The organism is Pseudomonas sp. B1(2018) (genome assembly GCF_003097365.1).
Taxonomy (GTDB): Bacteria; Pseudomonadota; Gammaproteobacteria; order Pseudomonadales; family Pseudomonadaceae; genus Aquipseudomonas; species Aquipseudomonas laurylsulfatiphila.
The window spans coordinates 105163-120259 of record NZ_PYUK01000013.1; the positions used below are offsets into that span (position 1 = coordinate 105163).

11 protein-coding genes are annotated in these 15097 nt (G+C 60.7%); 6 read left to right on the plus strand and 5 right to left on the minus strand.

The window, feature by feature from the left end:
- Positions 1-81: 81 nt before the first annotated feature.
- On the minus strand, positions 82-3204 hold the full coding sequence (locus C9422_RS20570) for a transglycosylase domain-containing protein (protein WP_116581938.1): 3123 nt from the start codon (positions 3202-3204) through the stop codon (positions 82-84).
- Between the two features lie 285 nt (positions 3205-3489).
- Complete coding sequence (locus tag C9422_RS20575) at positions 3490-3948, minus strand: transposase (RefSeq protein ID WP_116581939.1); 459 nt, start codon at positions 3946-3948, stop codon at positions 3490-3492.
- A 463-nt stretch (positions 3949-4411) separates the two neighbouring features.
- Here C9422_RS20575 and C9422_RS20585 point away from each other — a divergent pair, with 463 nt between their 5' ends.
- Positions 4412-5833: an amino acid permease gene (locus C9422_RS20585; protein WP_116581941.1), complete on the plus strand. Its 1422-nt coding sequence runs from the start codon at positions 4412-4414 to the stop codon at positions 5831-5833.
- An 89-nt stretch (positions 5834-5922) separates the two neighbouring features.
- On the opposite strand, the gene C9422_RS20590 is transcribed toward C9422_RS20585, so the two are convergent.
- Positions 5923-7059, minus strand: a complete 1137-nt coding sequence (locus tag C9422_RS20590; RefSeq protein ID WP_116581942.1) for an OpgC family protein — start codon at positions 7057-7059, stop codon at positions 5923-5925.
- 245 nt (positions 7060-7304) lie between these two features.
- Here C9422_RS20590 and C9422_RS20595 point away from each other — a divergent pair, with 245 nt between their 5' ends.
- The 3 genes from C9422_RS20595 to C9422_RS20605 are packed head-to-tail and all read left to right on the plus strand — an operon-like array spanning position 7305 to position 10127.
- Positions 7305-7679 (plus strand): GtrA family protein, encoded by a 375-nt coding sequence (locus tag C9422_RS20595; RefSeq protein WP_007975111.1) that lies wholly within the window; start codon positions 7305-7307, stop codon positions 7677-7679.
- The gene (locus tag C9422_RS20600; protein ID WP_116581943.1) at positions 7676-8617 is read left to right on the plus strand and encodes a glycosyltransferase family 2 protein; all 942 of its coding nucleotides are present in this window, start codon (positions 7676-7678) and stop codon (positions 8615-8617) included. The genes C9422_RS20595 and C9422_RS20600 overlap by 4 nt, the downstream gene beginning before the upstream one ends.
- Position 8618: 1 nt before the next feature.
- The gene (locus tag C9422_RS20605; RefSeq protein ID WP_116581944.1) at positions 8619-10127 is read left to right on the plus strand and encodes a glucosyltransferase domain-containing protein; all 1509 of its coding nucleotides are present in this window, start codon (positions 8619-8621) and stop codon (positions 10125-10127) included.
- Between the two features lie 45 nt (positions 10128-10172).
- Here C9422_RS20605 and C9422_RS20610 read toward each other — a convergent pair whose 3' ends face one another.
- Together C9422_RS20610 and C9422_RS20615 are read right to left on the minus strand one after the other, a co-directional pair.
- On the minus strand, positions 10173-11792 hold the full coding sequence (locus tag C9422_RS20610; RefSeq protein ID WP_116581945.1) for an FMN-binding glutamate synthase family protein: 1620 nt from the start codon (positions 11790-11792) through the stop codon (positions 10173-10175).
- A 91-nt stretch (positions 11793-11883) separates the two neighbouring features.
- Positions 11884-12684, minus strand: coding sequence for a LuxR C-terminal-related transcriptional regulator (locus C9422_RS20615; protein WP_057716236.1), 801 nt, complete (start codon positions 12682-12684; stop codon positions 11884-11886).
- Positions 12685-12808: 124 nt separating this feature from the next.
- On the opposite strand from C9422_RS20615, the gene C9422_RS20620 reads away from it, so the two are divergent.
- Entirely contained in the window at positions 12809-13630 is an 822-nt protein-coding gene (locus C9422_RS20620) for a carbon-nitrogen hydrolase family protein (RefSeq protein WP_116581946.1), read from the plus strand.
- Between the two features lie 138 nt (positions 13631-13768).
- Entirely contained in the window at positions 13769-15094 is a 1326-nt protein-coding gene (locus tag C9422_RS20625) for an APC family permease (protein WP_116581947.1), read from the plus strand.
- The last annotated feature ends 3 nt before the right edge of the window (positions 15095-15097 follow it).

Here is a 15097-nt window from a genome sequence, read left to right on the forward strand (position 1 = left end):
CGATTGCGCCCCGAACCCGGTAAAAATCAGGAGTGAAAAATACATAGTTACAGCCACGCGGGCACATCTGCCGATCCATGCCTAGCGGCGGGCGGTTGCCTCGGTTGCCGCCTTTGGCTGGCACATCGTGTGGGTGCCCGGTTGCAGGTACGGCGTCAGGATCGGCGCCATGCCCTTGAGCACCTGCACCGGCAACGCCGAGGTGAAGGTGAAGTTCTCCGCCGAGCGGCCCGGCACGAACGCCGTCAGCGTGCCGAAATGGTTATCGCCGATGTAGAACACGAACGTGGCCGTGCGGTTGAGTGATTTGGAACTCAGGATCCGTCCGCCCGAACCGATGGCCTCGATGCGGTTGTCACCGGTGCCGGTCTTGCCGCCCATGGCCAGCGGGGTTCCATCCGGCAGTTTGAAACTGCCGGACACGCGTTTGGCCGTACCGGCATCCACCACTTGCGAAAGGGCTTCGCGCATGGCCGTGGCGACTTCGGATGGCATCACCCGTTTGCCGACGTCGGGGTCATTGATCAGCTGGGTTTCATAGGGGGTGTGCGCGGCGAAATGCAGGCTGTCGATACGCAGGGTCGGCATACGCACGCCATCGTTGAGGATGGTGCCGATCAATTCGGCCAGGGCTGCGGGCCGGTCACCGGAGCTGCCGATGGCGGTGGCCAGTGACGGCACCAGGTGGTCGAACGGATAACCGACTTTCTGCCAGCGCTGGTGAATGTCGAGGAATGCCTCGATCTCCAGCATGGTGCGGATGCGACTGTCACGGGCGCCCTTGTGCCGGCTTTTGAACAACCAGCTGTAGACCTCCTGGCGCTCGAACTGGCTGGCTTTGACGACGTCGGCCCACTTGGCGTCGGGGTGATTGAGCAGGTAGCCCATCATCCACAGGTCCAGCGGGTGAACCTTGGCGATGAAGCCCTGGTCCGGCAAGTCGTAAATGCCGGGACCGTAGGCTTCGTAGAGCCGTACGAGACGTTCGTCAGTGAGTTTTTCCGTGAGCTTGGCACCCGTCAGGTGCGAGCGCACGAAGGCGTTGAAGCTTTCCTGGCTGGCCTGTGGCAGCAGGTAGCGATGGACGGCGGCCATGCGGATCGGTGTCGGGCGCATGCTGTCCAGGAAGGTTTCGAGCCGTTCCTGGGTGTCCTTGTTCCTGTACTTCTTCCAGAACTTGAGCAGGAACGACGTGCCTTCGCGGTCGGCGAATTCGGCCAGGTATTCCTGGCGCCGCGGGTCGCGGTCGTCCTTGAGCAGTTCGGCACTGCTGTTGGGGCCGGAGTAGGTGGTGTAGCGCACCAGGTCCCGCATCAGGCGAATGAACGGCAGGTTGATCGACTCGCGCAGGGCGTCGCGCAGGGTCGGTATCCGGCCGTTGTCTTCCTTGCGGAAGTTGTGGAACACATGCAGGCCGCCCCCGGTGAAAAACGCCTCGCCCGGGCTGGCGGAGTATTTGCGGTCCAGGGCTGCACCGAGCATTTTTTGCAGGTCGCGGTCCTTGTTTTCAATCAGGTAATCAACGGCCCAACGGCTCAGGCGGTCCTGATCCGGCACCTCGACTTTCTTCAGTTCCGGAACGGCCATGCCGGCGTATTTGTCGTGCAACTCGGCGATGATTTGCAGGTAGGTGGTCAGCACGCGCATTTTTGCGGTGGAACCCAGTTCCAGTTTGCTGCCTTCATTGATGTCGAAGGGCTGGTCGGTGCTGTCGGTCTGTACCCGAACCCGCGAGCCGTCCGGGGTCAGTTCGAACAAGGTGAAGCTGTAGCGCACCTGGGTAGTGCTGGTGGTAGTCAGGAGGCGTTCGCCGATCAGGCCGATTTGCGTGGCAAACTCAGGGTCGGCGAGCTTTTTCAGGTACTCGGTGGCCTCGGATTGCAACTCGCCTTGCAGGGTGCTGGTGGCGGAGAGGTCAAGGCGGTCGAGGTCATACAGCGGGCGGTTGAGCATGCCGGCCAGACGGCTGCGCGCCACGCTGATGCCCTTGTTGGTTTCGATCGGTTGCATGGTCGGCTGGGTGGCCCAGTCGCGGTAGGTCACTTTGCTGGCCAGGGCGGCGGCGGCGAAGTCGGCGTCGATCACGTGGTTTTGCGCCAGCAGGCGAATATGGCTGTCGGTGAGGTCGGCCAGTTCGTCATGGCCCTTGGTCAAGTAATGCGACGGGCGGCGCTGCGCAATCATCAACGACAGCATTTCACGCAAGGCCAGGCCTTTTTCCGCCATGGTTTTTGGATCCGTCGCGGTGCTGTTCAGTACCTTGTTGGCGCTATCGAAATCGGAGCCGTACCACACACGCAAACCCTCAGCCATGCCATGCACTTCACCGTGGCCCGGTACGGCTGACAACGGCACGCTGTTGAGGTAGTCGCGAACCACGTTCTGCCGCGCTTCGAGGGTTTGTGGCCCGGCCTGATAGGCGCGAACGGTGGCAGAAATCATCTGGCGAATTTTTTCCGCGCCATTGACCGTCAAGCCATCGGGGGAATGGCGGTACTTCTCCAGTTGCGTGGCCAGGGTACTGCCACCGGCGGATTGGCCGGGTACGTGCAACATCTTGGCCAACTGGGACCATGCCGCCATGCCGAACCGCGGCCAGTCCACCGCCGGGTTGGCGAGCGGCTGCCTGGGGTCGAGCAGGAAGCGGTTCTCGATGAACAGCAGGCTGTTGACCACCACCGGCGGGATCGAGGCAAAGGTTGAGTAAAGTTGCTGCGGGTAGTTGTACTGGTACAGCGGCGCTGCGCGGCAATCGGTGATCGACAGCCCGGCCTGGATTTTCTCGGCATAAGGCACGAACAGGCCCTTGTCGGTGTACTTCAACAGCTCCGGAGAAAAGCGGGTTTGCGCCTCAACGACGAAATTGCGCTTGATCAGGCGCGGCAGGAACTCATCCAGCGAGCTGTAGCCCAGGCGCCGATCGAACGGGCCGTCGCCCGGATAGCGAATCGCATCGCTGGGGCCGGGTTTGAGCTCATAGTTCAGTGACGCGGCGTATTTGCTGACTTCCCGGGCCTGGAACTTCGAGGTGCGCATCTCCCTCATGGCGGCCAGCCCCACGACAATCGCGATAATCAACAGCAATAGCCAGAACGCTCCCCATCCGTGCCTGGAACGACGGGGTTTTTCAGGTATAGGCGCTTCATCCACACTCTCAGTCGGAACCACGGTTTTACTCGAATCGGTTTGCCACAAAGCGCCCATAGTCGATTGATCCATTCACGCAGATTGATCGGACTTGACTCAAGCTTAGACGGTGGTTGGCGAGGGTGAAAAAAATGTGAAGGGCAAAATGTCGGGTTATTGCCGTTTCCTGTGGCGAGGGAGCTTGCTCCCGCTGGGCTGCGAAGCGGCCCCCAGCCTGATAAATGCGATTCGTCCGGTTGATCTGGTTCTCTGGTTTTACGACTGCTACGCAGTCGAGCGGGACGGTGCGGCGATCCGACAAGCTCCCTCGCCACAAAGAGGAGCAAACATTGGGAGCTTTATTCAGAGCCAGCACGCATCCCAGAGCGGGTAGTCGCCAATTTTATCCACAAGCCCAGCCCTGAGTGGATTGGCAACAATGTAGCGGGCGAACGGCAGAAGATCTTCTCCATCGCGAATGGCCCGGTCGTGGTAGCCGGATTGCCAGAAGGCTCCACTTTCGTTCAATGCCCAGTTGATGGTGAGGGTGCTCCGGGATTTGATGGCTTGCATGAGTCGCGCCAGCGTTTGCTGCTCAAGCTGGATCAACCAGTGGAAGTGGTCCGGCATGATGACCCAAGCCATTGAATTGACCCATTTTTGATCATGGGCTCGCCTGAGTTCTTCAACCAAAAGGCGTCCAACCCGCCAGTTTGCGAATATTCGGCGGCGCTGATGCACGACTGCGGTTATCAGATAGCCCCGTCCTGGTTCTGAGTACCGTCCGTAACGCAGTCGGTGAGAGTTTGGATGTGGGTGCATTCCGTTGCGTCCTTTAACTGCTGTCTAAGTACGCTAGCTCCTCGCTTTCCTGCTTGAGCCTGTATTGGCTGAGTGAAATTTCCCAACTCATTGAAGGATTCGGATCCAGGTAGCGCTGGTGTGGCGAGGGAGCTTGCTCCCGCAGGGCTGCGAAGCGGCCCCAAACCCTGCAACTACAGTTACAGGTTTTGCGCCTGCTGCGCAGTCGAGCGGGAGCAAGCTCCCTCGCCACAGTAGGTGGCTGTCTGAAACACCTGAGTTAGAGCTTTCCAGGCTTTGGCAGGGGCATGACGATGCACCATTGTTGTGCAATACTCGGCGCCGCTTTTCCCACTGATCCAGCGGGTTTTTCCTACAGGACGGCGTTGCCCACGAGGCAGGGCCGGTTCGGGATGCGATGGCTTATCGGCCTGCGCTTCGCCACTCGGTGGTCATATCCAATAACAAGACGAGGTTGTCCCCAATGCCCGTAGGCAATCACCTGCCCCAAGGCGAGACCGCTCAGGGCGGTCCGCTCAAACGTGAACTCGGCGAGCGGCATATTCGCCTGATGGCACTCGGTGCCTGTATTGGCGTCGGCCTGTTCCTGGGCTCAGCCAAGGCCATCGAAATGGCCGGCCCGGCCATCATGCTGTCCTACATCATCGGCGGTCTGGCGATCCTGGTGATCATGCGCGCGCTCGGCGAGATGGCCGTGCACAACCCGGTTGCCGGCTCGTTCAGCCGTTACGCCCAAGACTACCTGGGCCCGCTGGCGGGCTTCCTGACCGGTTGGAACTATTGGTTCCTGTGGCTGGTGACCTGCGTCGCGGAAATCACGGCCGTGGCGGTGTACATGGGTATCTGGTTTCCCGATGTACCGCGCTGGATCTGGGCGCTCGCTGCGTTGATCAGCATGGGCTCGATCAACCTGATCGCGGTCAAGGCTTTCGGTGAGTTCGAGTTCTGGTTTGCCTTGATCAAGATCGTCACCATCATTGCGATGGTGCTCGGCGGCATCGGCATCATCGCCTTCGGTTTCGGCAACGACGGCGTGGCCCTGGGGATTTCCAACCTGTGGACCCACGGCGGCTTCATGCCCAATGGCGTACAGGGCGTGTTGATGTCCCTGCAAATGGTGATGTTCGCCTACCTGGGCGTGGAGATGATCGGTCTGACCGCCGGTGAGGCGAAGAACCCGCAAAAGACTATTCCGAACGCGATCGGCTCGGTGTTCTGGCGGATCCTGCTGTTCTACGTCGGCGCGTTGTTCGTGATCCTGTCGATCTACCCGTGGAATGAAATCGGCACCCAGGGCAGTCCGTTCGTGATGACCTTCGAGCGTCTGGGCATCAAGACCGCAGCCGGCATCATCAACTTCGTGGTAATCACGGCGGCGTTGTCGTCCTGCAACGGTGGCATCTTCAGTACCGGGCGCATGCTCTACAGCCTGGCGCAGAACGGCCAGGCCCCGGCCGGCTTTGCGAAGACCTCGAGCAACGGCGTGCCGCGTCGTGCATTGCTGCTGTCGATTGGCGCGTTGCTGTTGGGCGTATTGCTGAACTATCTGGTGCCGGAAAAGGTGTTTGTCTGGGTGACGGCCATTGCCACCTTCGGCGCGATCTGGACCTGGGTGATGATCCTGCTGGCCCAGCTCAAATTCCGCAAAGGCCTGAGCGCCAGCGAAGCGGCCGGCCTGAAGTATCGCATGTGGCTGTATCCGGTCAGTTCGTACCTGGCGCTGGCGTTCCTGGTGCTGGTGGTCGGCCTGATGGCGTACTTCCCGGACACCCGCGTGGCGCTGTATGTGGGGCCTGCGTTCCTGGTGCTGCTGACGGTGTTGTTCTACGTGTTCAAGCTGCAACCGACCAATGTGTCGCAGGGTGCGGTGCGTTCGGTTTCGTAAGTTGTAATGCCTGAAAGACAAAAGCCCCGGTCGATATGATCGGGGCTTTTTGGTTTTGAAGATCAAAAGATCGCAGCCTGCGGCAGCTCCTACAAGGACATGCCGGGATGCGATCTTTTGATTGGCTGGTTCAAACGCTTGTTGAACTCAAGCCAGGTTGCCAGCAACCCCATCAACCCGGCACCCACCAGCGCCGTGAAGATCTGCATGGCAAACGCATCGTCGGTCAGGGCATTGACCATGTCCGCCAGGGGCGCCAGCAGCACGCCCAGGCAGAAAATCTCCAGCGAGAAACGGCCCATGCGGCAGCTTTGCTGCGCCAGCCAGTTTTGCGTCCATCCGCTGTCGGGCATCAGTTTCGCCGTGACGTAGGCCAGTGCGAGGAAGTGCAGCAGGCGCACGGGGGACAGGTTGGTCTTGCTGATGGGGTAGAAGACGTTTTGCAGGCTCGCGGGCACCACGGCGTCGTGCAGGTCCGGCCAACGCCACAGGACGGTCAACACACCGGCGACCACGACATACAACGCCGCACTCACAAACAAGGGCTGGCGTACCAATGGGCGGGTCTCGGGCAAGCGCGGGCGCTGGCTGTGAATCGCAGCGGCACCGCCGAGCACGAACAGCAACTGCCAGGCGACCGGGTTGAAGTACCACACGCCGTCCTTGATGGCCGCCAGGTTCCAGCCCGCCAGTGGCACCATCAGGTACAGCGCCACTGACATCGCAACCACCACCCAGGCCTTGCGCACCAGTATCGGCAGCACCAGGGGCAGCCCGGCCAGCAGCACGATGTACAGCGGCAACGGGTCCATCAGGTTCGGCTTGAAGCGCAACAGCAGTTCATCGATCAGGGCCTGCTGAGGGTTGCTGATGAAGTGGTGCATGCCCATTTCCTCCACCAGATCCCGTGTTTCCACGTGACTGTTGGCGAAAAACACAATGCCCATCAGCATCGCCAGCAGGAAGATATGCACCACGTAGAGCACCCACGCGCGGCGCAGGATCTTCACGCAGGCGATCAGAAAGCCTTCGCGCGCCAGGACTTTGCCGTACGCCAGCACCGCCGCGTAACCGGCCAGAAACACGAAAACCTCGGCCGCATCGCTGAAACCGAAGTTACGCAGGGTGATTTGCCCCAATGGGTTGTGGGGCACGTGATCCCAAAAGATGAAGATCAGTGCCAGACCACGAAAAAAGTCGATCCGGTGATCGCGCGCTAACGTCATGACAGCAGGCTCGTATCAGCGAGTGAAAATGGGATTGGCTGCGGGCGCAAAGGGCCGTGCGCCAAGTCGGCGGCGCGCAGGGTGGCGTGATTCGCAGTGAATTGCAAAACCGGGATATTACCGGATGTCTCGGGCGTTGCTCCAAGGCTCAACCGCTGGTCTGAAAGGTCGGTCAATATGCGATTTCTGACAGCAGACAGGCTCAAATACTCATAAGTACAACGTTCTTGAAACGGGAGCCTCACATGAGACTGTTGTGGAAAGGGCTGTCCAGTTACACGGTGATCGGGGTCGCCAACACCCTGATTCACTGGCAGATCTTTTTCCTGTTGAGCGTGGCGGCCGGCCTCAGTCAGGCGATCAGCAACCTGAGCGCCTTCTGCGTGGCTGCGTCGTTTTCCTTCTACATGAACGCGCAATTTACCTTCGCCGCCAGTGCCTCGATCGGCGGTTATCTGCTGTTTCTTCTGGGCATGGGGACACTGAGCCTGGGCGTCGGTCACCTGGGGGATGTGTGGCGCCTGCATGGCCTGCTCACCGTCATGCTGTTTTCGGCGTTGAGCCTGGTGTTCGGTTTCCTGTATTCCAAATACGTGGTGTTTCGCGAGCGTGATCAATGAAAATCTCGCTCATCGTCCCGGTATTCAACGAGGAGCAGTCGATCAACCTGTTTTACCAGGCGGTGCGTCGCGAGTTGAAACTGGGCGATGCCGAGGTCGAAATCGTCTTCATCAACGACGGCAGCTCCGACCGCACGGCCGAACAGGCTACGGCACTGGCCAAGGCGGATGAGCAGGTGCTGCTGATCAATTTCTCGCGCAACTTCGGCAAGGAACCGGCCCTGTTTGCCGGCCTGGAGCACGCCAGCGGCGATGCCGTGATCCCTATGGATGTCGACCTGCAGGACCCGATCAGCGTCATCCCGCTGTTGGTCGAGCAATGGCAGAAGGGTGCCGATGTGGTGCTCGCCAAGCGCCGCAATCGCGACGTCGACGGCTACCTCAGGCGCCACAGCGCTTCAATTTTCTACCATGTGCTCAATCGCATCGCCTACACCCGGATCGAGGAAAACGTCGGGGATTTCCGGCTGATGGATCGCAAGGTGGTCGACGTGATCCGTTCCCTGCCCGAGCATCAGTTATTCATGAAAGGCGTATTGTCGTGGGCTGGGTTCAACACCGTGGTGGTGGAGTACGAGCGGGCCGGGCGGGTAGCGGGGAGCAGCAAGTTCAATGGCTGGAAGCTGTGGAACCTGGCCCTGGAAGGCGTGACCTCGTTCAGCACCGTGCCGCTGCGCTTGTGGACTTACGTTGGTGGCGCGGTGTCGGTTTTCGCGGTGCTTTACGCGGTGTACATGGTGCTGGAAAAGATTTTCTTCGGCAACAACGTCCCCGGGTATCCGTCGCTGATGACCGCGATCCTGTTTCTCGGCGGCGTGCAACTGATCGGCATCGGCATCCTCGGCGAGTACATCGGTCGCATCTATATCGAGGCCAAGCACCGGCCGCGTTATGTGATCAAGGACATCGTCGGCGGCAAAGACCGGGGCGGGCACTAGCATGGGCCGGTTCAGCGACTTTTTCGTTCGCGAGCTCAGCCGGCATCAGGTCTGGCGGTTTTTTCTGCTCGCCACCCTGGTGTATGTCCTGCCGTTGATCCTCGCGGACTATCCCTACATCGACGACAACTGGCGCTCGTTGGCGGCGGGCATGGCCTGGTCCGAACAGGGTCGACTTTTCGCCCAGCTGTTCTACAACGCGCTGACCTTCAGCCATGCCGCGCCGAACATCTTTCCCTTGCCCCTGTTGATCGCCACGCTGGCCATGGCGGCCGCGCTGAGCAGCCTGACCTTCCATTACTTTCGCCAGCCGACCATTGCTTGCTGCCTGGTGTTGTTGCCGCTCTGGTACAACCCGTTCTTCCTGCAGAACCTGTCCTATCAATACGACGGTCCCGCCACGGCCCTGAGCCTGGTGGCGGTGATCTACGCGATCACCTTTCGTCATCCGTGGCGCAGCGTGCAATGGCTGGTGCCTTCGTTTCTGATTGCACTGGCGCTGGGGTTGTATCAGATCAGCCTGAATGTGTTCCTGGGCCTGTGTTGCCTGGAATTGCTCAGGGCTGCCAACGATAAAGCTGCCCCGGTGCCATGGCGCGACCTGCTGGGCTGGAAAGCCGCCCAGGTCATCCTCGGCGGGTTGATCTACAGCGTCAGCGCTTATCCGTTCATGGACTCCAATCGCACGTTGCTGCTCGATTGGACGGCGCATCCTTTACTGCAGATCCAGATCAACATTGCCCGGGTCCTGGAGAAAGTCGTGCTGCTGTTCCATGGCGGATGGCTCTGGGTGTTCGGCGGGTTGCTGTTGTTGGCGATAGCCGGGGCGGTGCGGCTGGGTCTGAACGTGGCGGCGCGTCAGGACGACGGGCCGAAGAAGCTGTTGATCGGCGTGATGTGCTTGCTGACATTGCCGGTGGTGACGCTATTGGTGTCCGGTGTCGCGCTGTTTTTCCGCGACTTCAACGAGGGCGCCCGCACCTTGATGGGCTTCGCCGTGCTGCTGGTGTTGCTGTGCTATTTGAGCCATCTGGCGCTGGCGTCGATTCATGAGCGACTGCCACTGTTGTTGATCATTCCGCTGCTGGCCATGCTGTCGCTGTCGTTTGCCTATGGCCGGGTGCTGACGGTGCAGAAAACCTTCGCGTCCACGGCGCTGGCCGGTCTTGCGTACGATATCGCCAGTCATCAGTCGCTGCGCGAGGCCAGGCGGATTTACCTCTCGGTGACTTACTCCGACCATTGGTTGGTGGCGGCGGTAGGCTCGTTCAAGCAGATGCCGGTGCTGCACTACCTGCTCAATACCGATTTTTACATGCTGGCCGAGAACCTGCCGAAAGCGGGCATCACCAATGTGGTGGCGGAGCGCGAGCGGCGCAATGCGACGCGGGTCGGCTATCAGGGCTATCCGGCGCTGGTGGACAGCCAGTTCTACCGGATTTACCTGATTGGCGATTACGGTTTTATCGTGATGAAGGAGCCGGCCCCGAGCAAAACGTTGCGTTGGTGACGGGCGAAGATCAAAAGATCGCAGCCTGCGGCAGCTCCTACAGAGTCAGGCGGCGGCTACCTCGTTGGGCTCGAAACTGTCGGCCCGGGCCATCTGCCACATCCGCGAGTAGAACTCGCCGTTCACTTCGCCGGTCAGCAACTCCCCCGGCTTGAGGAACACGTGCAGCTGCGAGAACAGCTTGATCTCGGTCGCCGACATGCGTCGCACCAGATGCTTGGCCGACAACTGCGACGGATGCTCGAGGCCGGCGGCGGCGAGCATTTCCGCCAGGGCCTTGAGGGTGTTGCGGTGGAAGTTGTAAACCCGTTGGGCCTTGTCCGGCACCACCAGCGCGCGCTGGCGCAGGGTGTCCTGGGTGGCGACGCCGGTCGGGCATTTGTTGGTGTGGCAGCTCTGCGACTGGATGCAACCGATGGCGAACATGAAGCCGCGTGCCGAGTTGGCCCAATCGGCACCGATGGCCAGCACGCTGGCGATGTCGAAGGCGCTGACGATCTTGCCGCTGGCGCCGAGTTTGATCTTGTCCCGCAGGTTCAGGCCCACCAGGGTGTTGTGGACGAAAAGCAGGCCCTCGCGCATCGGCACCCCGATGTGGTCGGTGAACTCCACGGGCGCGGCACCGGTACCGCCTTCCTTGCCATCGACCACGATGAAGTCCGGGAGGATGCCCGTTTCCAGCATGGCCTTGGCAATGCCCATGAACTCCCACGGATGGCCGAGGCAGAACTTGAAGCCCACCGGTTTACCGCCGGACAACTCACGCAGTTGTGCGATGAAATGCATCATTTCGATCGGCGTCGAAAACGCCGTGTGGCGCGAGGGTGACACGCAATCCTCGCCCATCAGGATGCCGCGGGTTTCGGCGATTTCCCTGGTGACCTTGTGCTTGGGCAGGATGCCGCCGTGGCCGGGCTTGGCGCCCTGGCTCATTTTGATTTCGATCATCCGCACCTGTGGTGTGCGGGCTTGCGCGGCGAAGCGTTCCGGGTCGAAGCGACCGTCGCTGGTGCGGCAGCCGAAGTAACCGCTGCCCAGTTCCCAGGTCAGGTCGCCGCCGTGTTCCCGGTGATAGGGACTGATACTGCCTTCGCCGGTGTCATGGGCGAAATTGCCCAGCTTGGCGCCCTGGTTCAACGCGCGGATGGCGTTGGCACTGAGGGAACCGAAACTCATGGCCGAGATATTGAACACCGACGCCGAATATGGCTGGGTGCACTGCGGGCCGCCGACGGTGACGCGGAAACTGCTCGGGTCGCTCAATGGCGCCGGGCGCATGGAGTGGCCGATGAACTCGAAACCCGACTGATACACGTCGATCAGTGTGCCGAAGGGTTTGTCGGCGGTTTCGTTTTTGGCCCGGGAATAAACCAGCGAGCGCTGGGCCCGGGAGAAGGGCAGGGCGTCGCTGTCGGATTCGAGCAGGTACTGGCGGATTTCCGGGCGGATGCCTTCGACCAGATAACGGATATTGCCGAGGATCGGGTAATTGCGCCGCACCGCATGGGGGCTTTGCAGCAGATCGAACAGGCCGATCAGGCTGAGGACGCCGGTGACGGCGGTGATCGGCCAGAGCCAGTCATAGTCAAGAAAGGGCAGGCTGGCGAGGGTGAAGATCACGCAGACGGCAAAGAAGGCGTAGCGGCTCAGGAGTGACAGGCTCATACGGTTTCCTTGAGTTTTAAGGATCGCAGCCTTCGGCAGCTCCTACAGGGGAATGCGATCCATGTAGGAGCTGCCGAAGGCTGCGATCTTTTCAGGCATTTTGTGCCTGGAGAAAAATCGAAAACAGCTCGGACTGGGATTTGATCCCCAGCTTGCTGTACATGTGTTTCTTGTGGACTTTCACGGTTTCGACAGAGATTTCCAGCTTACGGGCGATTTCTTTGCTGGAGCAACCGCTGAGCATCAAACGCCCGACATCCAGCTCCCGTGCCGTCAACTGTGCGCCCTTGAGCTGCTGCACCGAAGCCTCCAGTTGCACCCGCCAGTCGGCTTGCGGCGGTGCGGGAGCGAGGGCCACCACTTCGTTGATTTCATAGGGTAGACGCTGGCGCAACAGGCCGAGCACCCATGGCTGGATCAACGACAACAAGGCGATCTGCTGGCCGCTGAAGCGCTGCGTGCTGCCCAGGGACAGGCACAGCGTGCGGTCGCCTTCGAGCTGACAATTGAACTGGATTTCGTCGGCCACCACATTCAGACGAAAGTAGCGCTGGTAATACTCGGTCAGCTCGAAGTGCTCCGGGGCCACTTCCGACAGGCGATACAGCCCGGTGCGCGACTGCTCGCGGCAGGCGATGTAGAAGGGGTCGAGCAGGTACAGGCCGCGCAGGTAATCCTGGAACAACTGGTCGGGGCTGCCGTCCTCGCCGGGGCATTCGGCGAACACCTGCGGGCGCTGATCGGCGCTGAAAAGCAGGGCCACCCAGCTGTCGAAGGGCACGTACTGATCCAGCAAACGGACAAGCTGGGTCCAGAAATTGGGCTTGTCCAGGGCGTCGATCAGTTGCCCCACCGAGCGGTGCCAGGCGATGTCGTCCAACGAGAGTGTCATGCATCTACCCCTATCGTGTTACCCCAGCGGCGTGATTCCCCGCCCGGTTGCTTGCTGCGCATACTGGCGCACAGACACCGACCGGGCAATCTTTCTGCCGCCCGGCCCCTGACAAGGAATACCCATGAAGGTCGAACTCGCCCAATTGGCAGGCCGTGACAACGACACGGCCTACAACCTCGAACGCACCCTGGCGGCCATCGCCGCATGCGCAGCCGACACGCAGCTGATCCTGTTCCCCGAAGGTCATTTGATGGGCTTCCCTTCGGCTGAGTCCGTGGCCGATGTCGCCGAATCGCTGGACGGTCCGTCCGTCAGCGCGGTAATCGCCGCCGCCCGCGAACGCAATATCGCGGTGGCCATCGGCATGGCCGAAAAAGACAACGGTCGCTTCTACAACACCACGCTGCTGATCACCCCTGAAGGCATCGCGCTGAAGTACCGCAAGACCCACCTGTGGGCCTCGGATCGCGGTGTGTACGAGGCGGGTGATCGCTACGCCACCTGCCTGTGGAACGGCGTGCGCGTGGGCCTGCTGATTTGCTACGACATCGAATTCCCCGAAAGCGCCCGCGCCCTGGCGCAACTGGGCGCTGAGTTGTTGATCGTCACCAACGGCAACATGGACCCCTACGGCCCGACCCACCGCACCGCCATCATGGCCCGCGCCCAGGAAAACCAGGCGTTTGCGCTGATGGTCAACCGGGTGGAAGAGGGGGATGGCGGTTTGTTGTTTGCCGGCGGCAGTGCGCTGGTTGATCCGCTGGGCACGCTGCTGTTCGAGGCCGGGCGCGAGGAAGGGCAGTTTGCGGTTGAACTGGACCTGAAGCGGTTGACGGCGGCGCGTCAGGATTATCGGTACCTGGACGATCAGCGGCTGAAGTTGCCGGGGGAGGTGGTTGAGCATGCTTGCGGATTGCGCGAGCTGCTGATTCCCAGGGGCTGAAGATCAAGAGATCGCAGCCTTCGGCAGCTCCTACAGGGGAATGCGATCCATGTAGGAGCTGCCGCAGGCTGCGATCTTTTAACAACCGCGAAAAACCCGGCTCTGCCATAAATCCAATAAAATTCGGAGTAGTCGCTCATGGCTCGTTTGCAACGCACCCTGTCTCTGGGGTCGGTGGTGCTGTTTGGCATCGCCTACATGACGCCGATCATTGTGCTCGGCACCTTTGGCATCCTCGCTCAATCCACCGCCGGCATGGTACCGGCCGCGTACCTCGCGGCGCTGGTGGCGATGTTCTTCACCGCCATGAGCTACGGTCGCATGGCCTCAGCCTTCCCGGTGGCCGGCTCGGCCTACAGCTATGTGCGCAAGGCCATCAGCCCGAAACTCGGGTTCATCGCCGGGTGGGCCGTACTGCTCGATTATCTGTTTTTGCCGATGGCGATCTGGCTGATCGGCGCGGCCTACCTCAACTCCGCGTTCCCGGCCGTGCCGCAGTGGATATGGGTACTGGCATTCATCGGCATCACCAGTGCGATCAACATCGTCGGCCTGAAACTGGCCAACGGCATCAACGCCCTGCTGATGCTGGTGCAGTTCCTGGTGCTGATCGCCTTCGTCGCGCTGTGCGTGCATTACGTCGGTGGTGATGCGAGCACGCCGTTGTGGTCGATCAAGCCCTTCTTCAATGGCGACATGCAGATGCCGTTGATCATGAGCGGTGCGGCCATCGCCTGTTACTCGTTCCTCGGCTTCGACGCGGTCAGTACCCTGACTGAAGAAACCCGCGATCCACGCCGTACCATCCCTCGGGCAATCATGTTGATCACTCTGATCGGCGGGCTGATTTTCGTCGGCGTGTCGTACTTCGTGCAGATCGCTCATCCGTCGTTCCAGTTCGAGAGTGTCGACTCGGCGGCCTACGAAATTGCCCGCAACATAGGCGGTGACCTGTTCGTCTCGATCTTCCTGATCGGCCTGATCGTCGGCCAATTTGCTTCGGGCCTGTCGGCCCAGGCCAGCGGTTCGCGGTTGCTGTACGCCATGGGCCGCGACGGCGTGCTGCCGAAGTCGTTTTTCGGCACCCTGCACGAACGCTTCGGCACGCCGATCAACAGCATTCTGCTGTGCGCAGTGGTGGCGTTGCTGGCACTGAAACTGGACGTCACCACCTCGACCTCGTTCATCAACTTCGGTGCGTTCCTGGCGTTCAGCCTTGTCAACCTGTCGGTGATCTTCCATTACTGGATCGGTGGTGACACAAAAGGCCTGCGCGAATTCGTGCTGTTCCTGCTGTTCCCGTTCATCGGTCTGGCAGCGGATTTGTGGTTGATGGTCAGCCTCGATCACCTGGCGGTGTATCTGGGGTTGAGCTGGCTGGCGATTGGCGTGGTGTACCTGGCGGTCTTGACCGGCGGTTTCCGTCGGCAGCCGCCGGAGATGGATTTCCAGGAAGCGCTCTGAGGC

What these genes read in the sequence shown, in the direction of transcription:
- C9422_RS20570 (WP_116581938.1), bottom strand. Translation starts at nt 3,204, where the DNA reads ATGGGCGCTTTGTGGCAAACCGATTCGAGTAAAACCGTGGTTCCGACT.
- C9422_RS20575 (WP_116581939.1), bottom strand. Translation starts at nt 3,948, where the DNA reads ATGCACCCACATCCAAACTCTCACCGACTGCGTTACGGACGGTACTCA.
- C9422_RS20585 (WP_116581941.1), top strand. Translation starts at nt 4,412, where the DNA reads ATGCCCGTAGGCAATCACCTGCCCCAAGGCGAGACCGCTCAGGGCGGT.
- C9422_RS20590 (WP_116581942.1), bottom strand. Translation starts at nt 7,059, where the DNA reads ATGACGTTAGCGCGCGATCACCGGATCGACTTTTTTCGTGGTCTGGCA.
- C9422_RS20595 (WP_007975111.1), top strand. Translation starts at nt 7,305, where the DNA reads ATGAGACTGTTGTGGAAAGGGCTGTCCAGTTACACGGTGATCGGGGTC.
- C9422_RS20600 (WP_116581943.1), top strand. Translation starts at nt 7,676, where the DNA reads ATGAAAATCTCGCTCATCGTCCCGGTATTCAACGAGGAGCAGTCGATC.
- C9422_RS20605 (WP_116581944.1), top strand. Translation starts at nt 8,619, where the DNA reads ATGGGCCGGTTCAGCGACTTTTTCGTTCGCGAGCTCAGCCGGCATCAG.
- C9422_RS20610 (WP_116581945.1), bottom strand. Translation starts at nt 11,792, where the DNA reads ATGAGCCTGTCACTCCTGAGCCGCTACGCCTTCTTTGCCGTCTGCGTG.
- C9422_RS20615 (WP_057716236.1), bottom strand. Translation starts at nt 12,684, where the DNA reads ATGACACTCTCGTTGGACGACATCGCCTGGCACCGCTCGGTGGGGCAA.
- C9422_RS20620 (WP_116581946.1), top strand. Translation starts at nt 12,809, where the DNA reads ATGAAGGTCGAACTCGCCCAATTGGCAGGCCGTGACAACGACACGGCC.
- C9422_RS20625 (WP_116581947.1), top strand. Translation starts at nt 13,769, where the DNA reads ATGGCTCGTTTGCAACGCACCCTGTCTCTGGGGTCGGTGGTGCTGTTT.